19 protein-coding genes are annotated in these 26,394 nt (G+C 45.8%); 15 read left to right on the top strand and 4 right to left on the bottom strand.

The features are described 5' to 3' along the window. Positions 1-7: 7 nt before the first annotated feature. A complete protein-coding gene (locus tag EV690_RS08940) occupies positions 8-2,143 on the top strand; it encodes an amylo-alpha-1,6-glucosidase (RefSeq protein WP_131912634.1) in 2,136 nt (711 codons plus the stop codon). Between the two features lie 47 nt (positions 2,144-2,190). Here the strand turns inward: EV690_RS08940 and EV690_RS08935 are convergent, their stop codons facing one another. After that, positions 2,191-3,081: a LysR family transcriptional regulator gene (locus tag EV690_RS08935; protein ID WP_131912633.1), complete on the bottom strand. Its 891-nt coding sequence runs from the start codon at positions 3,079-3,081 to the stop codon at positions 2,191-2,193. Positions 3,082-3,271: 190 nt separating this feature from the next. On the opposite strand from EV690_RS08935, the gene EV690_RS08930 reads away from it, so the two are divergent. From EV690_RS08930 to EV690_RS08915, 4 genes are all read left to right on the top strand, one after another. Next, positions 3,272-3,772 carry a phenolic acid decarboxylase gene (locus EV690_RS08930; RefSeq protein WP_131912632.1) on the top strand — a complete coding sequence of 167 codons (501 nt, stop codon included), beginning with the start codon at positions 3,272-3,274 and terminating at the stop codon, positions 3,770-3,772. Between the two features lie 154 nt (positions 3,773-3,926). After that, on the top strand, positions 3,927-5,144 hold the full coding sequence (gene manD / locus EV690_RS08925) for a D-mannonate dehydratase ManD (protein ID WP_131912631.1): 1,218 nt from the start codon (positions 3,927-3,929) through the stop codon (positions 5,142-5,144). A gap of 505 nt (positions 5,145-5,649) precedes the next feature. After that, on the top strand, positions 5,650-7,716 hold the full coding sequence (locus EV690_RS08920) for an EAL domain-containing protein (protein WP_131912630.1): 2,067 nt from the start codon (positions 5,650-5,652) through the stop codon (positions 7,714-7,716). Positions 7,717-8,041: 325 nt separating this feature from the next. Further along, complete coding sequence (locus tag EV690_RS08915) at positions 8,042-9,640, top strand: APC family permease (protein WP_131912629.1); 1,599 nt, start codon at positions 8,042-8,044, stop codon at positions 9,638-9,640. 314 nt (positions 9,641-9,954) lie between these two features. Here EV690_RS08915 and EV690_RS08910 read toward each other — a convergent pair whose 3' ends face one another. Then, the gene (locus EV690_RS08910; RefSeq protein ID WP_233458698.1) at positions 9,955-11,166 is read right to left on the bottom strand and encodes an MFS transporter; all 1,212 of its coding nucleotides are present in this window, start codon (positions 11,164-11,166) and stop codon (positions 9,955-9,957) included. Positions 11,167-11,318: 152 nt separating this feature from the next. Between EV690_RS08910 and acnA the strand changes: the two genes are divergently transcribed. From acnA to mdcH, 9 genes are all read left to right on the top strand, one after another. Next, entirely contained in the window at positions 11,319-14,015 is a 2,697-nt protein-coding gene (gene acnA, locus EV690_RS08905; protein WP_317986176.1) for an aconitate hydratase AcnA, read from the top strand. 445 nt (positions 14,016-14,460) lie between these two features. Next, on the top strand, positions 14,461-16,122 hold the full coding sequence (gene mdcA / locus EV690_RS08900; RefSeq protein WP_131912626.1) for a malonate decarboxylase subunit alpha: 1,662 nt from the start codon (positions 14,461-14,463) through the stop codon (positions 16,120-16,122). Next, entirely contained in the window at positions 16,122-16,994 is an 873-nt protein-coding gene (locus EV690_RS08895; protein ID WP_131912625.1) for a triphosphoribosyl-dephospho-CoA synthase, read from the top strand. Before mdcA ends, EV690_RS08895 begins: the two co-directional genes overlap by 1 nt. Positions 16,995-17,001: 7 nt before the next feature. Next, positions 17,002-17,301 carry a malonate decarboxylase acyl carrier protein gene (gene mdcC / locus EV690_RS08890; RefSeq protein WP_131912624.1) on the top strand — a complete coding sequence of 100 codons (300 nt, stop codon included), beginning with the start codon at positions 17,002-17,004 and terminating at the stop codon, positions 17,299-17,301. After that, positions 17,294-18,112, top strand: a complete 819-nt coding sequence (locus EV690_RS08885; RefSeq protein ID WP_131912623.1) for a biotin-independent malonate decarboxylase subunit beta — start codon at positions 17,294-17,296, stop codon at positions 18,110-18,112. The genes mdcC and EV690_RS08885 overlap by 8 nt, the downstream gene beginning before the upstream one ends. A gap of 11 nt (positions 18,113-18,123) precedes the next feature. Continuing rightward, positions 18,124-18,930, top strand: coding sequence for a biotin-independent malonate decarboxylase subunit gamma (gene mdcE, locus EV690_RS08880; protein WP_131912622.1), 807 nt, complete (start codon positions 18,124-18,126; stop codon positions 18,928-18,930). 88 nt (positions 18,931-19,018) lie between these two features. Beyond that, the gene (locus tag EV690_RS08875; protein WP_131912621.1) at positions 19,019-19,984 is read left to right on the top strand and encodes an AEC family transporter; all 966 of its coding nucleotides are present in this window, start codon (positions 19,019-19,021) and stop codon (positions 19,982-19,984) included. 18 nt (positions 19,985-20,002) lie between these two features. Further along, positions 20,003-20,635 carry a malonate decarboxylase holo-ACP synthase gene (locus EV690_RS08870; RefSeq protein WP_131912620.1) on the top strand — a complete coding sequence of 211 codons (633 nt, stop codon included), beginning with the start codon at positions 20,003-20,005 and terminating at the stop codon, positions 20,633-20,635. Next, complete coding sequence (mdcH, locus tag EV690_RS08865; RefSeq protein ID WP_131912619.1) at positions 20,632-21,564, top strand: malonate decarboxylase subunit epsilon; 933 nt, start codon at positions 20,632-20,634, stop codon at positions 21,562-21,564. Before EV690_RS08870 ends, mdcH begins: the two co-directional genes overlap by 4 nt. On the opposite strand, the gene EV690_RS08860 is transcribed toward mdcH, so the two are convergent. Both EV690_RS08860 and EV690_RS08855 read right to left on the bottom strand, forming a co-directional pair. Beyond that, positions 21,565-22,488, bottom strand: a complete 924-nt coding sequence (locus EV690_RS08860; RefSeq protein ID WP_131912618.1) for a LysR family transcriptional regulator — start codon at positions 22,486-22,488, stop codon at positions 21,565-21,567. A gap of 448 nt (positions 22,489-22,936) precedes the next feature. Continuing rightward, complete coding sequence (locus EV690_RS08855) at positions 22,937-24,853, bottom strand: methyl-accepting chemotaxis protein (protein WP_131912617.1); 1,917 nt, start codon at positions 24,851-24,853, stop codon at positions 22,937-22,939. A 626-nt stretch (positions 24,854-25,479) separates the two neighbouring features. Between EV690_RS08855 and EV690_RS08850 the strand changes: the two genes are divergently transcribed. After that, positions 25,480-26,394, top strand: coding sequence for a homocysteine S-methyltransferase family protein (locus tag EV690_RS08850; protein ID WP_131912616.1), 915 nt, complete (start codon positions 25,480-25,482; stop codon positions 26,392-26,394).

Below are 26,394 nucleotides of genomic sequence, written 5' to 3'. Positions count from 1 at the left end.
TTTAACCATGAATGAAGATAGTTTATCCGCCAATGCCGCACCAACCACCAGTGCCCAGTACGTCTTAAAGGCACAAGATGCCTTTTTAGTCACCAATCGCTTGGGCGACATTACCGGCGCTGCTGACGGACTATTCATTGACGATACTCGAATGTTATCGTGTTTTCGAATGCGGCTCAGCGATACTTATCCGAAACTATTATCCGCCGGGGTCGATCAGGAAAACATCTATCTAACGAGCCATCTGACCAACCCGTCCCAGTGGGTCGATTTAACCGGAAGGCATGTCGATCAAGGGGCTGTTTATCTGGAACGTCGTTATTTGTTACTCAATAGCCGCTTATATGTGCGTTTGCAAATCAACAATTTTTGCACACATACCCTACGCCTTGCTATTTCATTTGATTTCGCTGCCGATTTTAAAGACATGTTCGAAATTCGCGGGCAAACACGTAAAGTACGAGGTCAAGCACTCCCGACACAAACAGGCCCCAATGCGGTACACCTGCATTATCTTGGACTGGATGAAATTCAGCGAACTACCGTGATTAGTTTTTCTGAAAATCCACATGAATTAACCCCTGATCACGCCCAATTTTCTATTGAACTCGCCGGAAAAAGCGACTGGGAAATGTTCTGTGAAATAGGGGCACAATGTGAGTATCCGACGAAAGAGCGTTTTGAACACATGAGTCGACTCGCTCGTAACGAAATGCAAGGTAAACTCTCAAGAGGCGCCCAAATTGTATGTGACGGACGATTAGTTCAAAGTTGGCTGGATAAAGCCCGAGCCGATCTTGCACTATTAACCAGTGATCTCGACACAGGTCCTTATCCTTATGCAGGGATCCCGTGGTTTTCAACGCCTTTTGGCCGTGATGCAATTATTACCGCCTTACAAACCATGTGGCTCAATCCAAACTTGGCCCGCGGAGTGCTAAACTATCTGGCACAGCATCAAGCACTGGAAACCAGTGATTTTCACGATTCTCAACCCGGCAAAATTTTGCACGAAACGCGCCGTGGAGAAATGGCTCAAACCCGGGAAATTCCATTTATCCGCTACTATGGTGGTGTTGATACCACCCCATTATTTATCGTATTGGCAGGGGAATATTACACACGCACAGCAGATCAAGCGTTTATCACACACATTTGGCCACAACTGAAAGCAGCGACCCACTGGATAGATCAGCGGATCAGCCATAATTCGTTAGGGCTATTAGACTACCAGCGTGGTGAACAAACTGGCCTTGCCAATCAAGGATGGAAAGATAGCTTTGATTCTATTTCTCATGCTGATGCCAGCCTTGCCGAAGGGCCTATCGCGCTGGTGGAAGTCCAAGGTTATGTATTCAAAGCTTATAAAGAACTGGCGAAACTAGCAGAGGTTTTAGGCGATCAAAGCTTAAATCATCACTGCCAACAAAAAGCCGAACATATTCGCCATGCAGTCGAAAGCTACTTCTGGCTTCCCCAGCTAAAAAGCTATGCATTAGCATTAGATGGCCAACACCGTCCCTGTCAGGTTGTAGCCTCAAACATGGGCCATCTGCTCTACTGTGGATTGCCCAACCAAGAACGCGCAAAATCGGTCATTCAACAGTTGATGCAGGCTGATATGCACTCTGGCTGGGGGATTCGGACTTTGTCAAAAAGTGCTGCCCGCTTTAATCCTATGTCTTATCACAATGGCTCGGTCTGGCCACATGATGTCGCATTATGTAGTGCCGGCATGGCTCGTTTTGGCGAACAGCAAGCGACTAATATCCTATGGCAGGAGATGTTTGAAGCTGCTTTGTACTTTCAGATGCGTCTGCCCGAACTATTTTGTGGCTTTTCACGAACCACCGGTGAATCCCCCGTTGCCTATCCAGTGGCTTGCCAGCCACAATCATGGGCTTCGGGGGCTGCCTTTATGTTACTCCAAGCCTGCCTTGGACTAGAAATAGACGCGCCACATCGACTGATTCGGGTCAACCAGCCAACCCTTCCTGAAAGTATCAATACACTGCAAATCAATCAGCTAATAGTGCAAAACAAGTCGATAGGGCTGCGCTTCACACGGCAAAATTCACAAACACTTGTCCACCTAACGACCGGCAGTGACCGTGCTATATCATTGCAGGTCAATTATAATTAGGTGCACCAGACTGACCGACTCGACCAGTCTGGGTTGAAACGATGCGGCTATAATAGTTGCTCACGTTTTGCCGCTAAATCTAAAAAAATAGATTTGAGAGTCTCCACACAAGGGTCATGGCGGGCATCTGGATTAGTCACCATATATAGCGACGTGAAGTGATCAGGATAGTGGATTGGATCAACTTGACGCATTTGACCACTGTTGAGCATCTCTTTAACATATCGATAGGGTAGCCAACCATATCCCAGTTGATTGAGCACTGCCTTTGCAGCTGAATCGACTGAGGTAAAATACCATGACTCTCGAAATTTCGATTGATGTGTTTGCTGACTGCTCTTATCGACAATCTGAATCAGTGGATAACGGCTCAGTTGCTGCATCCGGAAACGCTCTGGGACGTCAAACAACGGATGCGAGCTAGCCATCACTAATGTTAACCGCAGCTTGAGCACAAATTGCAGGTCGAGGTTAGATTGTTCAGTCATGGCAACTATATATAAGTCACCACTGGCGTTTTGTACTTCCAAGGCACCTTCATCACGGACCACCTCTTTAACATGCACTTGGGTATCAGGATAAAGCTGATTAAACAATTTAAGTGCTTCAAATAACTCCTCTTTAGGCAGCGAACTATCGATCACCAAACTCAGAACTGAGCGCTCGCCAGATTGATACGCCTGTGCACGACGCTCCAAATCATTCCAATCATCCAGCAGTAACGAAGCTTGCTCTAATAAAGAACGTCCCTCACTGGTTAAGACTAAATGTCGTCCCTGCAAAGTCAGCAATTTCAGCCCTAGACGTTCTTGAAGTTGATTGAGCTGATAGCTCACCGAAGGCTGACTGCGGTGATACGCATCCGCCGCTTTTGCAATACTACCCAGCTGTATCACTGAGCGCAGTAACTGCCATTGTTCGAGAGTACTTGAAAACATATAAAATTTTCTGAGGTATTTAATTCAAAAATAGCGTTTTTTATAAAAAAAAGGAAGGTATATAGTGACTGCTATAAGATTTATGGTGCTTCATTGGCTGGTTTTCGAAGCCTCGATAAAACATTATCCCGCAGAAAATAACGGCTAACGTATCGCACCGCAGACATCACAAATTAGAGGAAACGTATTTATGTTTGATCAAGCAGATTTAAGCGGCATCGTAGGCAAACGTTTAATCTATACCTATGACAATGGCTGGAACTATGAGTTATATGTAAAAAACGCCACAACGATAGACTATCGTATTCATAGCGGGATCGTTGGGGGACGTTGGGTCAAAGAACAAAAAGTTTATCTGGTCCGCGTTGCTGCTGATGTTTATAAAATCTCTTGGACTGAGCCCACAGGAACCGATGTTAGCTTGATGGCAAACTTGGCTGATAAAGTATTCCACGGGACTATTTTCTTCCCTCGCTGGATTATGAATCATCCTGAAAAAACAGTTTGTTTTCAGAACGACTTTATTCCCAAAATGGAAGCTTATCGTGCTGAAGGTCCGGCCTATCCAACCGAAGTCATTGATGAATTTGCCACCATTACAGTCGTGCAGGATTGCGGTGAAAATAATGAAGCAGTCATTAATTGCCCACCTAGCGAACTGCCTGCCAATTTCCCTGAAAATCTGAAATAAGATTTTTTAAAGCATAATCCTTTGAGCTCGTTCCCGTTTAAAGAACGAGCTTTTTTATTCCCCAAAAGATGTGATCTAATTAACAGCCAAACCACAACCAAACTAGTATGGTAGATCTAATCATTAAGATCTATACCATTAAAGGTTGCCTCATATGACACAAATCGCAAAAGCAGAAGTATTTGTTACCTGCCCAGGCAGAAACTTCGTGACGGTCAAAATCACCACCGGTGATGGCGTAACAGGTGTCGGTGATGCAACCTTAAATGGTCGCGAACTAGCAGTTGCCTCTTATTTAAAAGATCACCTTTGTCCACAACTAATCGGGCGCGATCCAGCACAGATTGAAGATATCTGGCAAAGTTTTTATAAAGGTGCGTACTGGCGGCGCGGCCCCGTGACGATGACAGCGATCGGTGCGATCGATATGGCATTATGGGATATCAAAGGCAAAGTGGCAGGTTTACCACTTTACCAACTGTTAGGAGGTGCCTCGCGACAAGGTGTCATGGTCTATTGTCACGCCACAGGCCATAGCATTGATGAATTAATCGATGATTATGCCAAACACCAAGAACAGGGATTTAAAGCAATTCGAGTGCAAGCCCAAGTACCAGGCATGGAAGGTAGCTATGGGATTGCCCACCAACCAGGGGAAGCCTATGAACCAGCGATTAAAGGCCAGCGCCCCGACGAGCAACTTTGGTCGAATGAAAAGTATCTGGATTTTGCACCTAAAATATTTGATGCTATTCGTAACAAATTTGGTTTTAACGAACATCTTTTGCATGATGTTCACCACCGTCTTAGCCCCATTGAAGCCGCGCGTTTGGGCCAGTCAATCGAAGATTACCGATTATTCTGGATGGAAGATCCAACACCAGCAGAAAACCAAGAAGCATTTCGACTAATTCGCCAACATACCGTTACACCGATTGCTACAGGCGAAGTCCTGAATAGTATCTGGGATTGTAAAACCCTCATAGAAGAGCAACTAATTGACTATATTCGCACCACGATGACTCATGCTGGTGGCATCACCCACATGCGCCGCATCGCTGATTTTGCAGCGATGTATCAGATCCGGACCGGTTCACATGGACCGAGCGATCTCTCGCCTATTTGTATGGGAGCTGCACTGCATTTTGACTTATGGGTCCCTAATTTTGGAGTCCAGGAATATATGGGGTATAGCGAGCAGATGCTCGAAGTTTTCCCCCATTCTTGGAGCTATCACAATGGGTATATGCATCCCGGAGAACAACCTGGCTTAGGCGTTGAATTTGATGAAAAATTAGCCGCCAAATATCCTTATCAAAGTGCGCTATTACCCATCGCTCGCCTCGAAGATGGGACGGTTTGGAATTGGTAACGCGCCCAAGAGTGGTTTTCATGCACCTTTGCATAAATACTCTATGATTTTTCAACGACACCATAAATAAGTTTTATTATTTATGGTGTTACCTTCCTTTTGCTCATCTTCACATGCAGCCTCAGCAAAAAAATTTCCTCCGATACAATTAATGACTAAACTAAAAACAGTTGCCTAAAAAGGACAACACTAGGGGCTGTTGACCTTTGGTGGTTGAATTTTGTTCAAATTAAACGCATTTTGAACGCGGCGCCCCCTGCGTCGCTTAATGAGTTAAGCAAGCAGGGGCAACAAAGTTCAGGATGCGTTTAAATGAACCCCAAGGGCAGTATCTGAGAGGAATTTATCCAGCGTTAAACGTTCTTTGTGGAGAATAACTACACGGCACAACGTTTGCCTTGCCTAAATCCCTCTCAGATTTCTGCAAAACTAATCACAAAAGGTCAACAGTCCCTAGTCACATTACTATTGGTGACCTTATGGAAAAAACCAGCATAGGTTGAGAATGGCTAAGACATCAAACAATATCCATTATCACTGGCGACATGGCACTTACACATATCTAGCGGCTTTAGCGTTGATTGCTATATTAGCCATTTGTTCGCATTATTTGGTGCAAGGCATTATCACCGAACAAGAAGCAACGGCTCGAATCGTTAATTTAGCCGGCCGCCAACGGATGCTTTCTCAAAGAATCACTTTATTTGCTGGGGACATTGTTAATAACAAAGAAAGCAGTTATAAATTAGCCAAAGAATACCAGCAATCGATTGAACAAATGACGAGAGTTCATGAGGGGCTGATTAACGGTTCAAAACAATTAGAAATCCCTTTACTAACTTCCCAGGCAGTTCGAGCTATATTTTTTAAACCGCCGGTCAACCTTGATCAAAAAGTGAATAATTTTTTACATCTTGCCAGTACCTTAACCAGCGATAATATCAACAGCAAACACCAACGTGACTTGTTCAATCAACTTAAATTCAGTGCCTATCATGAGATGTTACAGTCTCTTGATACTTTGGTTTTGCGTTATCAGCAAGAGAGTGAAAGTGCGATTCAACAATTACAATTCTACAATCGGATTTCGCTTGGCGGAATGCTCTTAACATTGCTTTTAGAAGCGATATTTATCTTCAGGCCCTTGCTGCTTAATCTTTATCGTCGAGAAAGACAATATGTCACCTTGCTACAACAAAAAGAGCAGGAAATCGCCGATCACGTCCGCTTTCAAGTGTTTAATGATTATCTGACCAAACTCCCCAATCGACTGGCCATGTTAGAAAGGATTCAAACCTGCATCCAGTTGGTTAACCACAATCGCTCTCACTTAGTGGTGATTGCAATTAGTCTCAATCGCTTTAGCAGCATTAATGAAAGTCTGGGTCATGAAAATGGCGATCTTTTACTCATTGAACTAGCCGGGCGTTTAAACCAATTCATCGGCCAAAAATATTATGGCTTTGTCGGACGTATTGTTGCCGATGAATTTGCGATGGTCATTGACTTATCCAAAGACTCAACCGAAACACCGCTGTTATTACGCCAATTATCAGCATTGATTCATACCCCTATCTCACTACAGAGCCCTCAGCCACAGGACGTCCAGCTTTCGGCATCATTTGGTCTGGCATTTTACCCTGATGATGGCCAAAATCCTTACGAACTGATCCTGCATGCGAACCAAGCGATGGGGATTGCAAAAACTGAAGGAGGAGAAAACTTCAGGATCTTCTCTCCCACAATGACCTCACAGATATCACGGCGAAACTGGATTGAACAGCACTTGCGCCAGTCACTGCATGAGCGAGGTAAAGAACAACTACAATTGGTCTATCAACCCAAAGTTAACCTACAAACCTATCAACTGATGGGAGTTGAAGCCTTACTCAGGTGGAATCATCCCCAAGAAGGACCAATATCACCTGCTGAGTTCATCCCAGTGGCCGAAAGCTCAGGAGTTATTTTAGAGCTTGGCGAATGGGTTCTCATTCAGGCATTTAAGCAAATAGCCCAATGGCAAAAGCAGAATCTATCAATCAAAGTGGCGGTCAATGTCTCGGTTAAACAACTGCTTAAAGAGAATATTAGCCAGTCGATTATCGCCATAGCCAATCGAGCCAGAATCAACCCATCCATGGTCCAAATTGAGATCACCGAAGACCATATGATGGAGAATTTAACTCAGATTATTAACGAGTTAACAATGCTGGAAAGATTTGGCTTTGAACTGGCCATTGATGACTTCGGAACCGGTCATTCGAGCCTGGCACGGCTACGAAATCTTCCGGTTAAGTACTTGAAAATAGACCGTAGCTTTGTCTGTAATGCTCCGCATGATCATAAAGATGCACAGTTGGTGGCCGCTATTATCGATATGGGGCACTCACTAAATAAAGTCATTATCGCAGAAGGCATCGAAACCACTGAACAAATGGAGTTGCTGCAAACACTAGGATGTGAACAGGGCCAAGGATTTCTATTCGCCAAGCCATTGAAACCGGAAGAGCTAATTAAGTTTATCCATTTAAACCACATCGCCCCTACCCCCTATGAATCCCAAGCCATGTAGTTGCACCAAAATAGTGATAATGTTCGAGTACAAATCATTTAAGCGCACCAATATGGTGATATCGCTCCAAATAAGTGCAAATCATCACCACCATTGAGTCCTCTTCAATCTGTCACCTAAAAATCCATCATGAAGACCAAACTCCTCCTGAAATACGCTTATATAAGACATTTTTTAGAATAAAAAACCAAATTAACAATAAATATTAGCCTAATAAATCCTCCTTCTGACTGGTTGGAACATTTTTTGCTTTTAAATTAGAACCCAATATTAGAAAAACAAAATATCACGCATTCGCTTAGATATTGATATACAGGAGTTAAGCATGGCAGGTGGCGCATTAAAACAAAAATTAGGCCTACTCGACCTAACCTTATTAGGTATTGGCTCGATGATCGGTTCAGGGTGGCTTTATGCCGCTTTAAATAGTGCCGGTTACTCAGGCCCTTTAAGTGGTTATTCTTGGGCGCTAGGCGCTGTAATTGTACTGATGATTGGACTGGTGTTTGCTGAGCTTTCGGCAAGTATCCCGCGTGCGGGTGGATTTGTTCGCTATCCAAACTATAGCCATGGTAATCTGGTGGGATTTGTCATCGGTATCAGTGCATTACTTGCTTATACCAGTACCGCAGGGGTTGAAGTCGAAGCCGTTCGTCAATACGCCATGTATTGGTGGCCAGCGCTGGGGCATAAAGACGGCAGCCCCACCCATATTGGCTTTATGATGCAAATTGGACTGTTGATTTTTTTCTTCTTACTGAACTATTGGAGTGTCAACTTTTTTGGTCGGATCAACACTATCGTCACCTCCATTAAATTTATTGTACCGATTATCGCAATTGTCACTTTCTTCGGTTATTTCAAAAGCTCAAACATGGCTGTTCCGTCCACTCATCCCGGTGGTGTGCATGGGGTTTTCGAGTCATTAACTGGCGCCGGGATTGTATTTGCGTACTTAGGTTTCCGACAGGCGGTTGACTTCGCAAGTGAGGCAAAAAATCCGCAGCGTAATGTTCCATTAGCCATTATCCTGGCGATGGTAGCAAGCTTCATTATCTATATATTACTGCAGTTTGCATTTATGGGCGCGGTCCCTTCGCAGTTGTTGGACAAAAATGGTTGGCATGGTTTAACTGCTTTGTTCCAATCACCTTATGCAGATTTGGCTCGTTCACTAGGGATTGCTTGGTTAATTAATTTAATCTTAATTGATGCTGTCATTTCACCAGCCGGAACCGGAAACATCTATTTAGCTGGTGCCAGTCGTGTATTATTTGCTTGGGCTAAAAGTGGTCACCTGTTTAAAGTGTTTGGCCAAGTTGATGAAAAATCAGGGGTTCCAAGAGGCGCATTGTGGTTATCGCTGATCTTAGCAATCGGTTGGACTTTACCATCACAGTTCCAAGTTTGGGGTGGCTTAATTGCGGCTGTCACTTCTGCAACCGTATTTACCTACATGCCAGGTCCCGTTAGTGCAGCAGTATTTCGGTTACGTCGTCCTGATATTAAACGTCCATTTAAACTGCCGGCATTTATCATCATCAGCCCGCTCGCCTTCATCGCTAGTACCTTACTGGTATACTGGAGTGGTTGGGCGGTTAACGAGCTGTTATTGCCAGTTTTTGCTATCGCTTGGATTGGCTATGCCCTACTCGGTAAAAAAGAAGCCGGGATGCTAGATGAAATAAAACGAAGCCTGTGGTTACTGGTTTACTACGTAGGTCTTTATATCATCTCAGCATTAGGCACATTTGGCGGTAGCGGAGAATTAGGTTCAGTGAGTGCTGTTGTGCTCTTGGTTATATTGTCGATAGTCGTATATTACTGGGGCATAAGCTGCGCATATAAAGAACCGATCATTCCAGATGAAAGCGACGAGTACCAGCTGGATTTTGAAAGTAACATGGCTTCTGTCAATTCATAACGATAGCGCCCTCATCTTTGCCGTCATGCCAGTTAGCTACGCTAACTGGCATTCTTTATTGAACTGCCAAATTCATCGACACTTTTCCCAACCTCAACGACTACGTGATTAGAGCGTCTTCCACAGCTTTTGCTGCACAACAGCCAGACGATGCGGATCAATAAACTTAAAATTTACGCCAGAGATTCATTCGCCAAGAACATAAAGCTATAGGAAGGCTTGGAAAAACAGGGACAGGCATCTTATGATAAACCTCACTAACGCACTGGTGGTTGCGGCTCCACCAGCGTTATATCCTGACATCATCGGTAACATTAATCGGTAAGCTTTTGCCGCTTCCGTAGCTGTGGAAACCACCACATCCATAAACCGACCACGACCAATGTCCCAACGCCACCAATGGCTGCCGAACTAACCGCTCCAACCAAACTCGCCAGAACTCCAGATTCAAACTCACCAAGTTGATTTGAGGTGTTAATAAAAATAGCATTCACCGCACTCACCCGACCACGCATTTCATCTGGTGTGTCTAACTGCACTAATGCCCCCCGAATCACCATGCTAACCATATCAAACGCCCCTAATAATACTAAGGCAAGGAGTGATAACCAGAGCCACTGCGAAAATGAAAAAACCAAAGTTGCTGCACCAAATGCCGCTACCGAAGCAAACATAATCATCCCAATGTGGCGATTCATCATATGCCTGGCAAGCCAAAATGACATTAGTAATGCGCCGACTGCTGGCGCCCCTCGCAAAAGTCCCAATCCCCAAGGACCGGTGTGCAAAATGTCGCGAGCAAAGATAGGTAACAAGGCCGTCGCACCACCTAACAAAACTGCAAACAAATCGAGTGAAATAACGCCTAAGATCACGGGTCTTTGACGAATAAAGCGCACGCCGGCAAACAAGGTCGCAAAACTAGCCGCACCTCGTTGGGGCTTAATCGCGGGCAACGGCACCTGAAACATACAAACCACGGCCACAAAATATAATAGTGCAGTGATCATATAAACGATGTCAGCACCCGCAATATAAATAAATCCCCCGAGAGCTGGCCCTACAATGGCCGCCATCTCGCTTGCCGAACTATTAAGAGCAAGTGCTTTGGGCAATAACTTTTCTGGCACCAAACTGGGGACGATAGATTGCATCGCCGGATATTCAAAAGCTTTAAAAGAACCGATCCAGACCAACAATGTAAAAATGATCCATTTATCGACGACCTGATAAAAGCTCATCAATGCCAGAATAATAATCGCAATTAATTCACTGATCCGGGTCACCACGATGATCTGGCGGCGCGTAAAGATATCCGCGGCTTGTCCCGCTGGCAGCGCTAATACCAATGAGGGGAAAAACTGTGCGAGTCCAATTAATCCGAGATCCAGAGCATTCCCCGTTAAGGTGTATACCTGCCACCCCACAGCCACCGATAGCATCTGAAAACCAAATCCAGAAGCCAAGCGGGTTAACCAAAACCAAATGAACCCTTTATGATAGATGAGCGAAGATGTCAGCTCCATGTTTTTGCTCATAAATTCCTAATAATGTGACATTATCTTCCACATCGGCTAGTGGGATGCGATAACATTTAAGTTACAATTTTGGCAAAACTAAGACTCAATTACTAACTACAATCATAAGTGAATCATTCATTTCCAATAAAGGGGATACATTGATGAATAGTTTCAATACACAAACGACACTTGACGTAGGAGGGCAAAGCTACACCATCTACCGTCTTGATCGACTTCCCCAATGGGAGCAAGTTCGTAAACTACCCTATTGTCTAAAAGTTCTACTTGAAAATTTACTGCGCAAAGAAGATGGACATCTAGTTCATCCACAGGACATCCAAGCCATTATTGACTGGCAACCTGATGAAAAATCAACCGCTCAAATTTCTTTTACGCCTGGCCGAGTGATTTTGCAAGATTTCACCGGTGTTCCAGCAGTCGTTGACTTAGCAGCAATGCGTGATGCTATTGTCAAACTAGGCGGAGATCCCGAACAGATTAATCCGCTAGAAATGGTCGATTTAGTCATCGATCATTCAGTGATGGTAGATTATTTCGCATCAACTAGTGCTTTAAGTAAAAACATTGAGTTGGAATTTAAACGAAATCAGGAACGCTACCAATTCCTGCGTTGGGGTCAACAAGCATTTAGTAACTTCCGGGTTGTGCCACCTGGAACAGGAATTGTCCACCAAGTCAACTTAGAGTATTTAGCTCAATGCGTGATCAGCAAAACCGAAAACGGACAAACCTTCATCTATCCAGACACGCTAGTCGGAACCGACTCACATACGACCATGGTCAATGGTCTCGGTGTTTTAGGATGGGGAGTGGGTGGTATTGAAGCCGAAGCGGCCATGCTCGGCCAACCGGTGAGCATGTTACTACCACAGGTTGTTGGTTTTGAATTAACCGGCGAGCTGAAAGAAGGTGCTACGGCCACCGATTTGGTGTTAACCGTTACGCAAATGCTGCGTGAGCGTGGTGTCGTCGGCAAATTTGTCGAATTTTTTGGGGATGGCCTAGCCCACTTACCACTAGCCGACCGAGCGACCATTGCCAACATGGCCCCTGAGTATGGTGCGACATGTGGGATTTTTCCAATTGATGCCCAAACTATCGAGTATTTGCATCTCAGTGGCCGCGAAGAAAAACAGATCCAGCTCATTGAAACCTATGCAAAAGCCCAAGGTTTATGGCGAGAACAAGGCGATGCACCCGCGCAATATAGTGCCAATCCACTCCATCTTGATTTAAGCACCGTTGAACCAAGCCTAGCGGGTCCTAAGCGTCCTCAAGATCGAGTCCCTCTGTCACAAGCACATACTGCCTTTGAAGAACAATTGTCGCTCTATGGCCAGTCCCAAGCGCGCTTTAATAGCGAAGGCGGTACCAGTGGTGATGAACAAGTTGGCAGTACTAATCTGCACGATCCCAATCGACCCTTGCAACACGGTGATGTCGTTATCGCGGCCATCACCTCATGCACGAACACCTCCAATCCAGCCGTCATGATTGCAGCAGGGCTCGTCGCGAAAAAAGCCGCCGCATTAGGCCTTAAGACCAAACCATGGGTAAAAACTTCGTTAGCACCTGGCTCTCAAGTTGTGCCCGCATACTTAGACAAAGCCGGATTGACCGAACCGCTCAACCAATTGGGATATGAGGTTGTTGGATTTGGTTGCACGACTTGTATTGGCAATTCGGGTCCGTTGCCTGAGTCGATTAGCCAAGCCATTGCAAAAGATGAGTTGGTTGTGGCATCGGTGTTAAGTGGGAACCGTAACTTTGAAGGGCGCATCCACAGCGATGTCAAAATGAATTATCTGGCATCACCACCACTTGTAGTTGCCTATGCACTAGCCGGTTCAATGAGTATTGATCTGTACAATGAACCATTAGCGATGACCGAACAAGGTCAAGCCGTTTATCTCAAAGATATTTGGCCAACTCAGCAAGAGGTCGCGGAACTGATCAGTCAATGCATTGATGCTGACCTTTACCGAAACTATTATGAAGATGTGTTTAAAGGGAGTCAGCAATGGCAGAATTTACCCACTCCAACCTCTCAAACTTATACTTGGCCGGACTCTACCTACGTTAAAAATCCGCCCTACTTTGAAGGTATGACCCAAGAATTACCATCGCTTAAAGAGATAGTCGATGCCCGTTGTCTGGTCAAAGTGGGAGATTCTATTACAACTGACCATATCTCACCAGCGGGCAGTATCAAGGCAGATAGCCCAGCCGGAAAATATCTCATCAGCCAGAATGTTGACCCCAAAGACTTTAATAGTTTAGGGAGTCGCCGCGGGAATCACGAAGTAATGATGCGCGGCACATTTGCCAATGTTCGTTTAAAAAACCAGTTAGCTCCCGGCACTGAAGGAAGTTTTACTTGCTATTTTCCAACTGCTGAGATTACCGATATCTACAGTGCAGCAATGAAGTATAAGCAGGACAAAACGCCACTTATCGTGCTAGCAGGGAAAGAATATGGCACGGGCTCAAGTCGTGACTGGGCAGCTAAAGGCCCTAAATTGCTCGGCGTTGAAGTAGTTATCGCACAAAGCTACGAACGCATTCATCGTTCTAATCTGGTCGGCTTTGGCATTCTCCCCTTACAATTTAAAGAGGGTGAAAGTGCCGATACACTGGGCCTTAATGGCGATGAATTGTTTACTTTCGAAGCGATCGAAGGATCTCCAAAAACGCTAACGGTCACCGCAAAATCGCAAGATTCGGGACAAACCACGCAATTTGATGTTCAAGTTCGTATCGATACCCCGGCCGAGTGGCATTATTATCGCCACGGCGGTATTTTGCACTACGTTTTGCGTAATTTAACTCACTAAAAAATGATCAGGTTGAGCTATTTTGGCTCAACCTGACCGCATTAATATTTCCCCTACTCATTCCCACGAAGTTCATCTGTGAGAACTATCACAAATTTCAAATTGATTAGATAAACACCAATATATAAATCTTGATTAGATGATCCAGATCAACCATTTAATTAATGTAATGTTAAATCAAAATACTATCAAACCTCTCTAATCCAGATAAAATTTTTTAAAAATTAAATATAATTTTTTGATTTATATGGAATTATTTATTTAAAATCCAGTTGTTTTAAAAATAACCACTCAGTTAATTGTTACTTATAGAGTAACTAAATTAGCAAGGTGTTTATTGATGAACCTCCAGAGAAGATTAAACTTTGTACCATCTTATGCACGTTCTAGATGGCTTTTCTAAATCCGCTAGAACGCGGTAGTTCATTTAAAGAGGAGGCTTCAAATGCCGCAAAGTACTACGTCGGAGCGTAAGTGGGATACTCGGCGAGAAGAAAAACAACGTCGAATTAAATCCGTTGCTTCCATGAGCAATGGGAAAGTCCTTGCCACTGACGATATTATCCCCGCCCTGGAAAAACTAATTGCCCCTCATGATCGGGTCATTTTAGAAGGGAACAACCAAAAACAAGCGGACTTTTTGTCACGCTCTTTAGCATCCGTAAACCCTGATGTTTTACATGACTTACATATGCTGATGCCGAGTGTGGGTCGCTCTGAACATTTAGATCTGTTTGAAAAAGGGATTGCACAAAAACTCGATTTTGCATTCTCCGGACCACAAAGTCTGCGGATTGCACAACTCGTTGAAGATGGTCAGCTTGATATCGGTGCCATTCATACCTATATCGAACTCTACTCTCGGTTGTATGTCGATTTAATCCCTAACGTAGCTTTAGTTGCAGGTTATAAAGCCGACCGTAAAGGGAACCTTTATACCGGCCCAAGCACCGAGGATACTCCAGCACTGGTTGAAGCCGCTGCATTTAAAGATGGGATCGTGATTGCTCAGGTGAATGAGCTTGTCGATGACGAAGACGACCTGCCACGTGTCGATATTCCTGGCTCATGGATCGACTTTGTAGTAGTAGCCGACCAGCCATTTTTCATCGAACCCCTGTTCACGCGTGATCCTCGCCTGATTAAACCCGTGCATATTCTGATGGGGATGATGGCAATTAAAGGGATTTATGCGAAACACGAAATCCAATCGCTCAACCATGGGATTGGCTTTAATACAGCCGCCATTGAACTGCTATTACCAACCTATGGTGAACAGTTAGGTCTCAAAGGCAAAATCTGTAAACACTGGACATTAAACCCACATCCAACGCTGATTCCAGCAATCGAAAGCGGCTGGGTTGAAACTGTACATAGCTTCGGTGGCGAACTAGGGATGGAAGAATATATCCGTCATCGTCCTGATGTATTCTTCACCGGTCGTGATGGTTCAATGCGCTCGAACCGCACTATGTGTCAGCTAGCCGGTCAGTATGCTGCAGATATGTTCATCGGCTCTACACTGCAAAGCGATGCTAACGGTAACTCATCTACCGTGACCCGAGGTCGCATCTCTGGCTTTGGTGGGGCTCCGAACATGGGTCATGATCCACATGGTCGTCGTCACGCCACCAAAGCATGGCTGGACTTGATTACCGAACCAAACCCAGTCGCCCGCGGACGCAAGCTGGTCGTGCAATCGGTTGAAACCTTCCAAGCCGGTAACAAACCAACGTTTGTCAACGAACTCGATGCGGTTGAAGTCGCGAAACAAGCAGGCATGCCTCTCGCACCGGTCATGATCTACGGTGACGACATGACACACCTGTTGACCGAAGAAGGAATAGCTTATCTGTACATGGCTAAATCCGATCAGGAACGTCGTGACATGATCGCTGCCGTTGCGGGGATCACCGATATCGGTATGAGCATTACCCGGGAAAAAGTCAGCAAACTGCGTCAAGAGGGCAAAGTGGTCTTCCCTGAAGATTTAGGCATTCGCCGCGCTGATGCAACTCGTTCAATGCTGGCAGCTGGCAGTGTCGCAGACCTAGTTGAATGGTCAGACGGCCTGTATCAACCACCAGGTAAATTCCGGAGCTGGTAATGCTAAATCTCTTAGTTGATCAAAAAAATGCTCAGCAACTCGCGCAGCAACTTGCCCAACTGGCAACCCAGGCACTCATCGAAGAAGTACGCCTGACACCAAAACCAGGGCTCGTTGATCAGCGTAATAGTGGTGCTCATAGCGATTTAACTCTGGAACTGATGGAACACTCAGCCCATAGTTTGACGGACACATTTTATGCCATCGCCAAAGCCAGCTATGACTACCCGGCTGATGCCTCACTACGAGCTGAGATCGGCCATTTGGGACGCATTGGTGAAACCGCCATGCTCGAAGCAACCGGTGGGATCAATACCCACCGCGGCGCGATTTGGGCTCTCGGTCTCATTGTTAGCGCAGCAGCTATGCATAAAGGTCAATCTAAGAGTCTTTATCAACTCACACATACGGCCGCAGCTCTGGCACGTATCGACGATCCACGCCAGAAACAACAGTTTAGTAAAGGCAAACACGCCAGCATGCGCTACCGCATCCCTGGCGCGAGAGAACAGGCCCAGCAAGGTTTTCCACATGTGGTGCAACTGGGTCTGCCGCAGCTACGCCAAAGTCGCCGGAACGGTGCCAGCGAAACCCACGCCCGCGTGGATGCATTGCTGGCAGTGATGGCAACACTCACCGATACCTGTGTCTTATCGCGAGGCGGATTAGCGGCTCTCGATACGATTCATCATGGTGCTCGCGAGGTGTTAGCCGCTGGCGGTATGGCCTGTGCTCGGGGTCAACAGCGATTTACCCAGCTCGACCGTGATGCCATGCAACTGTTTGTCTCCCCAGGTGGAGCTGCGGATCTGTTATCAGCAACTTTGTTATTGGACTGGTTAGCCCCAGAGCCAACAACCAACCCAAACTGAGGGTGTTATGGAGCATATCAAATTTACATTATCGGCAACCCAGTCGTTGCCCAATCCCGCCCAGGTCGGTGTCGTTGCTTCAGGTGATCTTGAAGCACTTTACAAACCAGGCGAAGGTGACCAACTAGAGGTCGCCATTGTCACCTCACAAGAAAACAGTCAGAACTTGTGGAATAACCTCTTTGAACGCATTTGCGCAGCAATTGATTTGCCTGCAGGCAAGCTTACTTTGCATGACTCAGGAGCAACACCTGGTGTTGCACGGCTGAGAATTGAACAAGCACTAGAGGAGGCCCGAGATGCTTAATCGTGCCAGTTTTATTGAATTGAGTGCCCGCAAACGTGCCCAGTTATTACTCGATGACGGGACCTTTCGGGAAATTTTAGGGCCATTTGACGATATCGAATCACCTTGGTTAGAACCCCAAGGGATTACCCCACAGTCAGACGACGGAATGGTCGTTGCCAAAGGCTCTATCGATGGGAAACCCAGTGTCGTGGTTGCCATCGAAGGAAGTTTTCAAGGCGGCAGTATGGGCGAAGTTTCAGGGGCCAAAATGGCCTGTGCAATAGAACTTGCCGCTGAAGATAACCGTCAAGGTAAAGAAACACAAGTAGTGCTATCGCTTGAAACCGGTGGTGTTCGTCTGCAAGAAGCAAACTTAGGTTTGGCCGCTATCGCCGATATCCATGCGGCGATCGTCGATGCTCGCCGTTATGTTCCAGTTATTGGAATTATCACCGGAATCGTGGGGTGTTTCGGCGGAATGTCGATTGCTGCAGGTTTGTGTTCAAAACTCATCGTAACCCGAGAAGCCCGGTTAGGCTTAAACGGACCACAGGTGATTGAACAAGAAGCCGGGATCGATGAATACGACTCGCGTAATCGTCCGTTTATCTGGAGCATGACTGGTGGCGAAGTTCGCGCAGCAACCGGCTTTGCCGACAAATTCGTGAACGACTCACAAGCGGAAGTTCAAGCTGCGGTGAAAACCCTCATCAACGAAGGTGTTCCAGCGTTAAACCGCTCTGATCGCTACGACGAGTATCTGCACACATTTGCGCAGTACGATGGCCAACAGATTGACGCTGAAACAGCTCAGCAGCTGTTTAAATAGGAGGAAATCTTATGTCTATACAATTAACTCGCGGAGCAACTTGGTTTAAACAGCTGACCCATAACGCACCTCTGATTGAAGGCTTTTGCCCATCAGTTCAGGTCAGTGATGCCGCAATTGGCGAGCAGACTGCCCGTTTTATTGCCGTGGTTGCAGATGAAGACAACAAATTCCCACGCGCGAAAGGTGGCCAAGTTGGCATCTTAGAGGGTTGGAATCTAGCCAAAGCTGTCACCGAAGCAGTCAAAGCAGACGCTGATAAAGATGTAAAACGCGCCATCATCGCGGTCATCGATGTTCCCAGTCAGGCCTATGGCCGCCGTGAAGAGGGCTTAGGGATCCACCAATCCCTAGCCGCAGCGGCAGGTGCTTATGCCAAAGCACGCTTAGCTGGTCACCCAGTCATTGGCTTAATTGTCGGTAAAGCCATGTCGGGGGCTTTCTTGGCCCATGGGTATCAGGCGAATCGTCTGATTGCTATTGATGATAGTTATGTCGAAGTTCACGCCATGGGCAAAGCCTCGGCCGCTCGCATTACACTTCGCAGCATTGAATCATTGGAAAAACTGGCTTCAACGATTCCGCCAATGGCTTACGACATTAAAAACTACGCCAGCCTCGGTATCTTAGATGAGCTGGTGAATGTTGCCAATGCGGACCAACCTGATGAAACAGCCATTGCGACTGTGCTGAACAGTGTTGTTCATCAAATCAGCCAAGCACGAGCCAACGGCTCATCTTTAGCGAATCGATTAGGTGCTGAGAATCGTAAAAACTCCAGTACTGTTCGTGAACTAATGCGTCAACAATGGGCTTAATTAGAAACTAACAATAACAGCCGATTGATAGCAGAAGGCCAGTTTTAGGCTGGCCTTTTATCACTCAATCCTTTATGAGTTAACTAAAATGACTTATGTAATTATTAATGCACTGACACCTATTTTTGTCATCATGATCCTCGGCTTCTGGGCCGGCAAAGCAAAGATGGTTGATAACAAAAATGTATCTCTTTTAAATATCTTTGTGATGGACTTTGCGCTGCCAGCTGCACTATTTAGTGCAACCGTAAGAACACCATGGTCTGGGATTGTCCATCAGGGATCACTGATTGTAGTCCTAACGCTATCAATGTGGATTGCGTATGCAGCGATGTACTTTATTGCCACCAAAGGCTTTAAAAAATCGCCACAAGACTCAGCAGTATTAACGCTAACCGTGGCGCTGCCTAACTACGCTGCTTTAGGGTTACCAATCTTAGGAAGTGTCTTTGGTAACAGCTCTTCTACATCACTGGCTGTTGCGGTCTCTATTGCCTGTGGGTCAGTATTAATGACACCTTTCTGCTTACTGATCCTCGAACGAGAAAAATCACGTGCAGCTGGCACCGCACAAGGTTCCACTTTGTCGATGTTACCCGTACTTATGTGGCGTTCATTTAAAAAACCAATTGTCTTAGGTCCACTTTTAGGGGTGATTCTCTCTGCGATTGGCTTGCACATGCCACACATCGTTCTACATGCGATTAAACCACTGGGAATTGCCGCCACAGGCTCTGCATTATTCTTAACCGGTGTGATCCTATCTGCACGTAAACTGACCATTAATAAAGCTGTGCTGGTGTCATTCTTAACCAAAAACTTAATCCAACCATTTATTGCCTGGGGATTGGTTGTTATCTTCGGCATTCAGCCCCAAATTGCGGTCACTGCTATCTTAATGATTGCCCTGTCTGCCGGTTTCTTCGGGGTCGTATTTGGTAACCGGTTTGGGGTGCAATCTCCTGATGCCGAAGCAACACTGCTATTAAGTTCTGCTTTATGTATCGTGACACTCCCGCTGTTCTTATCTCTGACATCGGGCATGATGCATTAATCAGTTAAGGATTTAACCATGCAATTTACCCCTCATGATTTAGTTTGGATAGATACGCTGGATGCATTGCACCTCACAGAGGTAATGCCCGAATGGGTCAAACAGACCTATCGACACAATTTACCAGTTGTGATCCGTCGAGACCAAAATCGTGAGGGGCTTATTGCCGCCGGCATTCGCGGAACATTACGCTCACAGCGTCAAGCTTGTTGGATTGAAACAAAGCACATAATTAAACGCGTTCGCCCACAAGATCTAATTCACGAGCAATACTGGCAACGCTATAATTGGCAGCATTTGCCAGTGGTTCACAGCCTCATGCAACTCGCCAAGCTAAATTGGCCGCTCCCTTGGGGCGTTACTGGCAGTTGCGGCTATTCCCTAGCCACTGGCTCCATTGCGATGCGAGCCCAGAGTGATCTGGACTTGCAAGTACTAGCCCCTACACGTCCTCATGCAGATGATTTTAAGTTGATTCTTAAGGCAACTAAAAATCTGCCCGTACGTGTGGATATTCAACTTGAAACACCCGCAGGCGGTGTTGCTTTAAATGATTGGCTCCAACATTCTGAGCAGGTTTTAGTCAAAAGTAACACTGGCCCCTATTTAAGCTCAAACCCTTGGTCAGCCGCACAACCGGAGGTACTATGAAAGTGATCTTTACTTTTCCCGGTCAGGGACCCCAATACATCGACATGCTCGATGATCTTCCCCACCATGACATCACCCAAGCACGCCTTCAGCAAGCATGCGAAATACTGAACGAAGATGTACTTGAATTAGATACCGCTGCAGCACTCAAAAATACTCGCGCCGTGCAGTTGTGCCTGTTAATGAGTGGCGTGATCCACAGTGACATCATGCTCTCTCAGGGGATCATCCCAGATATGACCTGTGGTTTATCAATCGGTGCCTTTGCCGCGGCAGTCGTCTGTGGGGCGCTTGATTTTAGTGATGCACTAACAATCGTTGCGCTGCGAGGCCAGCTTATGCAGGACGCTTATCCTCAAGACTATGGTCTCAGTGCAATCAAAGGATTATTTATTGATCAGGTTGAAGCGATTGTTCAGCAAATTAATCGACCTGAAACCCCGCTTTATCTGGCTAATATTAATGCTGAGCAGCAGCTAGTTGTAGCGGGTAACGAAGTCGCTATGCAAAAAGTGATCGAACTGGCCAAAGCCCATGGCGGCGGTGGAACCCGACTCCAAGTCAGTGTGCCTTCGCACTGTGAGCTACTCAATAAACCAGCCCAAGAGCTCGCACAAGCGATGGCACAGGTGAGCTTTCATCGCCCTCAATATGCTTATTTAAGCGGTTCTACCGGCCGAGTTCTATGGCAGGCCGATAAAATAAGAGATGATTTAGCCATGAATATGGCCCGCCAAGTGAAGTGGAATGAAGCCATGCTCAGTGCTTACCAGCGTGATGTTCGACTGGCAGTTGAATGTCCGCCAGGCTCGATACTGACTCGACTGACCAAACCGGTTATGGTCGATGGCGAAGCCTTAAGTGTATCACAAACCCCATTTGAAACGATTCAAACGCTCGCCAAGCGTACTCATCAGGCACGCTATTAATTAACGTTTTTCACTCCGTCGTCGGGCATACATACGCCCCTCGGCCACCAGTGCCAGTAGGTTCGGATCAAGTTGCTGATTATGCGCATAAACCAGTGCAATGGTTTGGCGCATCTGGTAATCAGAGCTCAGCGAAAGGATCCGAATTGAATCGCGATAGGCATGAATCAACCGTCCCGGCAAGAGCGTATACCCAACTCCGGCCTGCACAAGGTTAACCATCGAAAAAATATCATTCACCCGAGTCACAATTTTGGGGGCAAAGCCGGCAATCTTAAATGCTTCTTGAAACCCGTGATAGGTTGCGAAACCTTCGTTTAATGACACAAAGTGCTCATTTTTCAAACTGCGCAAATCAACACTATGCCGATCAGATAATGTCGAAAGTTTAGGGGCCGCGAGAAAAATGTCATCTTCAAACAGGGGTAACACTTCATACTGATGTTGATCGACGTCCGAATCGGTTACCGAGATTAAAATGGCGTGTAATTTCTGATGTTCCAACTGGTGCAGCAAATCGCTATTCGATCCCATGGTGAGATCAACTTCCAACTCAGAGCGACGCAACTTAAGCCCCATTAACAGCTTCGGCACAGTATCCAGCGTGAGCGAATACAAGGTACCAATCCGAACTCGCCCCTGCCCGATGCCGGCTATCTGACGAGTTTCATCGATGCCTTGATGCATTTTACTCAAGACTTCAGTGGCATGTTCGGCTAACCGATGAGCTTGAGGCAGCGGCACCAAATTTCGCCCTTTATGGGTAAACAATGGACAACGCATCCCCTCTTCAAGCGAATGCAGCGCCCGGTGCACACTGACACTGCTAATGCCTAACTGATTAGCCGCGCGGCTAATTGTTTCCTCTTGCATATAGCAGAGAAAAATTTCCAGCTTACGGAAGGTGATTTCCGCATCAATCATGACACAGTCCTATGCCCTGAGAATAACCGCCGTTATTGTAGATAAATTTTCCGCTTGGGGTAACCCTCCTTTTCTATCGCCAACTGGGTTTAATCCACAGTGCCATAATATTCACGTTGGGCGATTGGCGCTTTTATATCCAGAAGATAATATCAGCCACTTTGGGCATAGGGCATAAGCCTGCGAGCAGCATATCAATGATGTTGATAGTTAGTTTGATATTTTCCTTGAGATATCGTGAATTAAACAGAAGTGAAAAACGTTGACGGCTTGCCAGGCTAGAGCTTTTTCAATAAAAACGCGCTGCAGTGGCGCAAGCTCTGATACTCAGGCATGCCATGCAACGGAGCATTGAAGCAACCAGACTTTTTATACCCAAATAAGCACGAGGTTAGCATTCCTGCTAACCTCGTATCGTTAAAACTTCAATAATCTCGTGTTGTTAAGGTTAAACTTTAAAGCGTGAGACAATCTCAGTAAGCTGTTGATTCACCGAAGCAACCGACTTCATTCCTGAATGCGTTTTTTCACCATTACTAGCCAAATTACTGACAATTTCATTGAGCGCATTCATGTTCATACTAACATTCTCAGTCACACTGGTTTGTTCTTCGGCAGCCGTTGCAATTTGGCGACTCAGATCATTAATTTCGGAAATCGAATGGATGACAACTTCTAATCCTGTCGCAACACTTTGTGCCTCTTGGGAAGTCTGTTGACACTGAGATTTAGTCTGTTCCATCGCCGTGACCACATCTTGACTGCCAATCACCAACCGTTTGAGAACCTCCTCAATCTGTTTAGTACTATCCTGAGTACGCATGGCCAACTGTCGAACTTCATCCGCAACCACAGCAAACCCACGCCCCTGCTCGCCAGCACGAGCAGCTTCAATGGCAGCATTGAGCGCCAGTAAATTAGTCTGCTCTGAGATCCCCCCGATGACATTCAATATCGTATTGATATTTTTGGTTTCCTCATTCATGCCATTGACACGCTCAGAGGCGTTATCAACACCGCTTATCAATGTAACAATATTATTCTGGGACTTCGCCACCAGCTTGCTAGATTCAAAACTTTCTTGGTTAGTGCGCTCTGTTAACTCAGCAGCATGGGCGATGTCACGAGCCATGGCACTCGCGGTCGCATTCATCTCATCAATCGCTGTAACCACCTGCTCAGTCTCAGTCACATGATGATTGAGCATTTGCGAATTATCTTTCGAAAATTGTTCCATCTGCGTAATATTATCGTTCAGCGTTAACGTGGCTCGGCGAATCTCTTTCATCATCGACTGCAACTTATCGACGAACAGGTTCACACTCTGAGCAATCTGACCCAGATCATCATTGGTCGATACCGTTAAGCGTTGCGTTAAATCGGCATCCCCACTGGATAAGCTGTGCACCATTGACTTAAGCGATACGATGGGGCGATATACCAATTGAATCACTAAAAATGCAATGACCACACTCGCAAAAATCAGAATCGCCGCTGTAATAATGGCGGCATAACGTGCCGACGCAAGACTGGCAAAGACATCCGCTTTATTCACAATAATGGCAAAGTACCAATGCTGATTAGCAACATTAATTCGGTGAGCAAAAAGGAGCTCTCCGTCCTGACGTTTGAGCTCACGAATGGTCTGGGTATTTTGTACCACACTCGCAATTGCGGGTTGCAACCAAGCAATGTCTTGCGCTTTATTTCCCGGCTTTATCTTATTTGGCTCCGAGGAAGCAAGTACCAGTGAGTTCTGGTTCAAAATCAATGCGACCGCTTTTTGTTTCTTCGCGACATTCACTACCAATTTATTTAGAAATCCGAGCTTCATATCAGCCCCAATCATCCCTTGCTGAATACGCTGCACCATACTGATCCAATATATTTTAGGATCGGCTTCATCCGGATATGGTGCCGTAATCAAAGGAGTAATGGCTTTGCGCCCGTCTTGGTAATATCCCATCTTACGAATATCACCCTCAAACTTATGATCGGGCCAGCTGGCACTGGTTAAGTTCCAGTATGCATCCCCTGTTTTTGCTAAACCAATAAAAGAGCTGCCCGTATTTAAAGTTGTTGCGAAAATCTGACTCAGCTCGATATATTCTTGGGCATTGTGTGCGGGCAGAGGTGCCGATTTATATTTTTCTCCTAACCCTTTTAACCCTTGAATTTTTTCACTAATAAAGCTTTCGACTAAATGTGACTGATCAGCGACCAGTTGCTGATGAGCCTTAATAATCTGTTCCTGCAAATCACTTTTTTGTCTGGCATAAGAAAGATAATTAGAAATAGCGACCGATAAGCCCACTAAAGAAAGGATGGATATGATAAGTACCGACTTTAAACCGAATGATCTCACTTTTACTTCCTTGTGTCATGAGTACATGTTCACCAACTTTATCGGCCGGTCTTGAGTAAAATTCAGCCAAAAAATGAAAAAAATAATGAAGTAACTTATTGAGTTATAACACTTTAGTAGATTAATGATTTTTCTCAGTTTTATAACCGCTGGTGAATATCTATGCCCGAGAGGATGGTGCCATAAGTCACATTTCAAACCGCCACACGGACAATGAATCATCTCTAGTGGATGATGTTTTTAGGATTTAGGTCAATACTGACTTTGCATTTCCGACAGTGAGCCAGCTGAAGTGGGCAGCAATAGTAAGTCAGGGATTTATGTCATCTGGCCGCGAGCTGTAAACTCTCAAGGAAGAATTTTGAAAAACACGATAAGACTAACGGGGGATAAAATCTGTCATTGTGTATGAAGTCTTGCCAACAGTAGTCACTGTGATAACGCTATACAAAGATAACGAGCCAATCATTTCCGTACTGCTCACGCAAAATAATGCAGTCTTTCCCCACTCAAAACAGACTCGATAAAGGTTCAAAGATAAATTTTACCAGTTAGCGGTTGCAGCCATACTTATACTCATATACATTTAGCCGTCTAAATGGCTAAAATCAAATAAGAGATAAGATATGACAGAACAATCGGTACTCATCTTGGACGGTGGCATGGGACGAGAATTAAATCGTCGAGGCGCTCCTTTTCGTCAACCAGAGTGGTCCGCCCTAGCAATGATTGAGACACCAGAGATTGTCAAAACCGTTCACCAAGACTATATCCAAAGTGGTGCTCAGGTCATTACTACCAATAGCTATTCGTTAGTCCCATTTCACATCGGCGATAAGCGCTTTACCGAGCAAGCTCTGGCGCTCGCTGAACGATCTGGACAAGTCGCGCGTGATGCTGCGCAAGGAACCGAGGCTAAAGTTGCAGGCTCACTTCCCCCACTATTTGGCTCGTATCGCCCGGACCTCTATGATGCAGAACATGTCCGCGATATTGCCACACCATTGATTGAAGGTCTCAAAACACCGATTGATTTTTGGCTGGCAGAAACACAGAGCCTGATTGCCGAATCTCTCGCCTTGAAGGGGTTAGTAAAAGAACTAACGGATGATGAAAAGCCTTTCTGGGTCTCTTTTACGCTTGAAGATTCAGAGCCAACCTCAGAGCCATGCTTGCGCTCGGGGGAGAGCGTTCAAGAAGCAGTTAACACCATGGCTAAAGCGGGTGTCAGCGCAATCTTGTTTAACTGCTGTCAACCAGAAGTGATTGAACAAGCATTAATCGTGGCGGCGGATACCTTAAAAAAACTGAATTTAACAGAGATCCGACTAGGGGCGTATGCCAATGCATTTCCTCCCCAGCCAAAAGATGCAACGGCCAATGATGGGCTTGATGAGCTTCGCGCTGACCTCACCCCTGAGTCCTATATACCCTGGGCTGACAAATGGCGCGCCTGCGGCGCATCGGTAATTGGCGGTTGCTGTGGCATCGGCCCCGAGCACATTGCCAAGTTAAGTGACCATTTTAAAGCTCGGGATTAA

Origin of the sequence: Celerinatantimonas diazotrophica (assembly GCF_004339545.1) — a bacterium.
Classification (GTDB): Bacteria; Pseudomonadota; Gammaproteobacteria; order Enterobacterales; family Celerinatantimonadaceae; genus Celerinatantimonas; species Celerinatantimonas diazotrophica.
Note: the sequence above shows the minus strand (reverse complement) of the source record. Positions and strands in the feature narration are given on the sequence as shown.

What these genes read in the sequence shown, in the direction of transcription:
- mdcA (WP_131912626.1), top strand. Translation starts at nt 14,461, where the DNA reads ATGCCGCAAAGTACTACGTCGGAGCGTAAGTGGGATACTCGGCGAGAA.
- EV690_RS08860 (WP_131912618.1), bottom strand. Translation starts at nt 22,488, where the DNA reads ATGATTGATGCGGAAATCACCTTCCGTAAGCTGGAAATTTTTCTCTGC.
- EV690_RS08895 (WP_131912625.1), top strand. Translation starts at nt 16,122, where the DNA reads ATGCTAAATCTCTTAGTTGATCAAAAAAATGCTCAGCAACTCGCGCAG.
- EV690_RS08885 (WP_131912623.1), top strand. Translation starts at nt 17,294, where the DNA reads ATGCTTAATCGTGCCAGTTTTATTGAATTGAGTGCCCGCAAACGTGCC.
- manD (WP_131912631.1), top strand. Translation starts at nt 3,927, where the DNA reads ATGACACAAATCGCAAAAGCAGAAGTATTTGTTACCTGCCCAGGCAGA.
- mdcH (WP_131912619.1), top strand. Translation starts at nt 20,632, where the DNA reads ATGAAAGTGATCTTTACTTTTCCCGGTCAGGGACCCCAATACATCGAC.
- EV690_RS08850 (WP_131912616.1), top strand. Translation starts at nt 25,480, where the DNA reads ATGACAGAACAATCGGTACTCATCTTGGACGGTGGCATGGGACGAGAA.
- EV690_RS08875 (WP_131912621.1), top strand. Translation starts at nt 19,019, where the DNA reads ATGACTTATGTAATTATTAATGCACTGACACCTATTTTTGTCATCATG.
- EV690_RS08930 (WP_131912632.1), top strand. Translation starts at nt 3,272, where the DNA reads ATGTTTGATCAAGCAGATTTAAGCGGCATCGTAGGCAAACGTTTAATC.
- EV690_RS08870 (WP_131912620.1), top strand. Translation starts at nt 20,003, where the DNA reads ATGCAATTTACCCCTCATGATTTAGTTTGGATAGATACGCTGGATGCA.
- mdcC (WP_131912624.1), top strand. Translation starts at nt 17,002, where the DNA reads ATGGAGCATATCAAATTTACATTATCGGCAACCCAGTCGTTGCCCAAT.
- mdcE (WP_131912622.1), top strand. Translation starts at nt 18,124, where the DNA reads ATGTCTATACAATTAACTCGCGGAGCAACTTGGTTTAAACAGCTGACC.
- EV690_RS08915 (WP_131912629.1), top strand. Translation starts at nt 8,042, where the DNA reads ATGGCAGGTGGCGCATTAAAACAAAAATTAGGCCTACTCGACCTAACC.
- EV690_RS08920 (WP_131912630.1), top strand. Translation starts at nt 5,650, where the DNA reads ATGGCTAAGACATCAAACAATATCCATTATCACTGGCGACATGGCACT.
- EV690_RS08910 (WP_233458698.1), bottom strand. Translation starts at nt 11,166, where the DNA reads ATGGAGCTGACATCTTCGCTCATCTATCATAAAGGGTTCATTTGGTTT.
- EV690_RS08935 (WP_131912633.1), bottom strand. Translation starts at nt 3,081, where the DNA reads ATGTTTTCAAGTACTCTCGAACAATGGCAGTTACTGCGCTCAGTGATA.
- EV690_RS08940 (WP_131912634.1), top strand. Translation starts at nt 8, where the DNA reads ATGAATGAAGATAGTTTATCCGCCAATGCCGCACCAACCACCAGTGCC.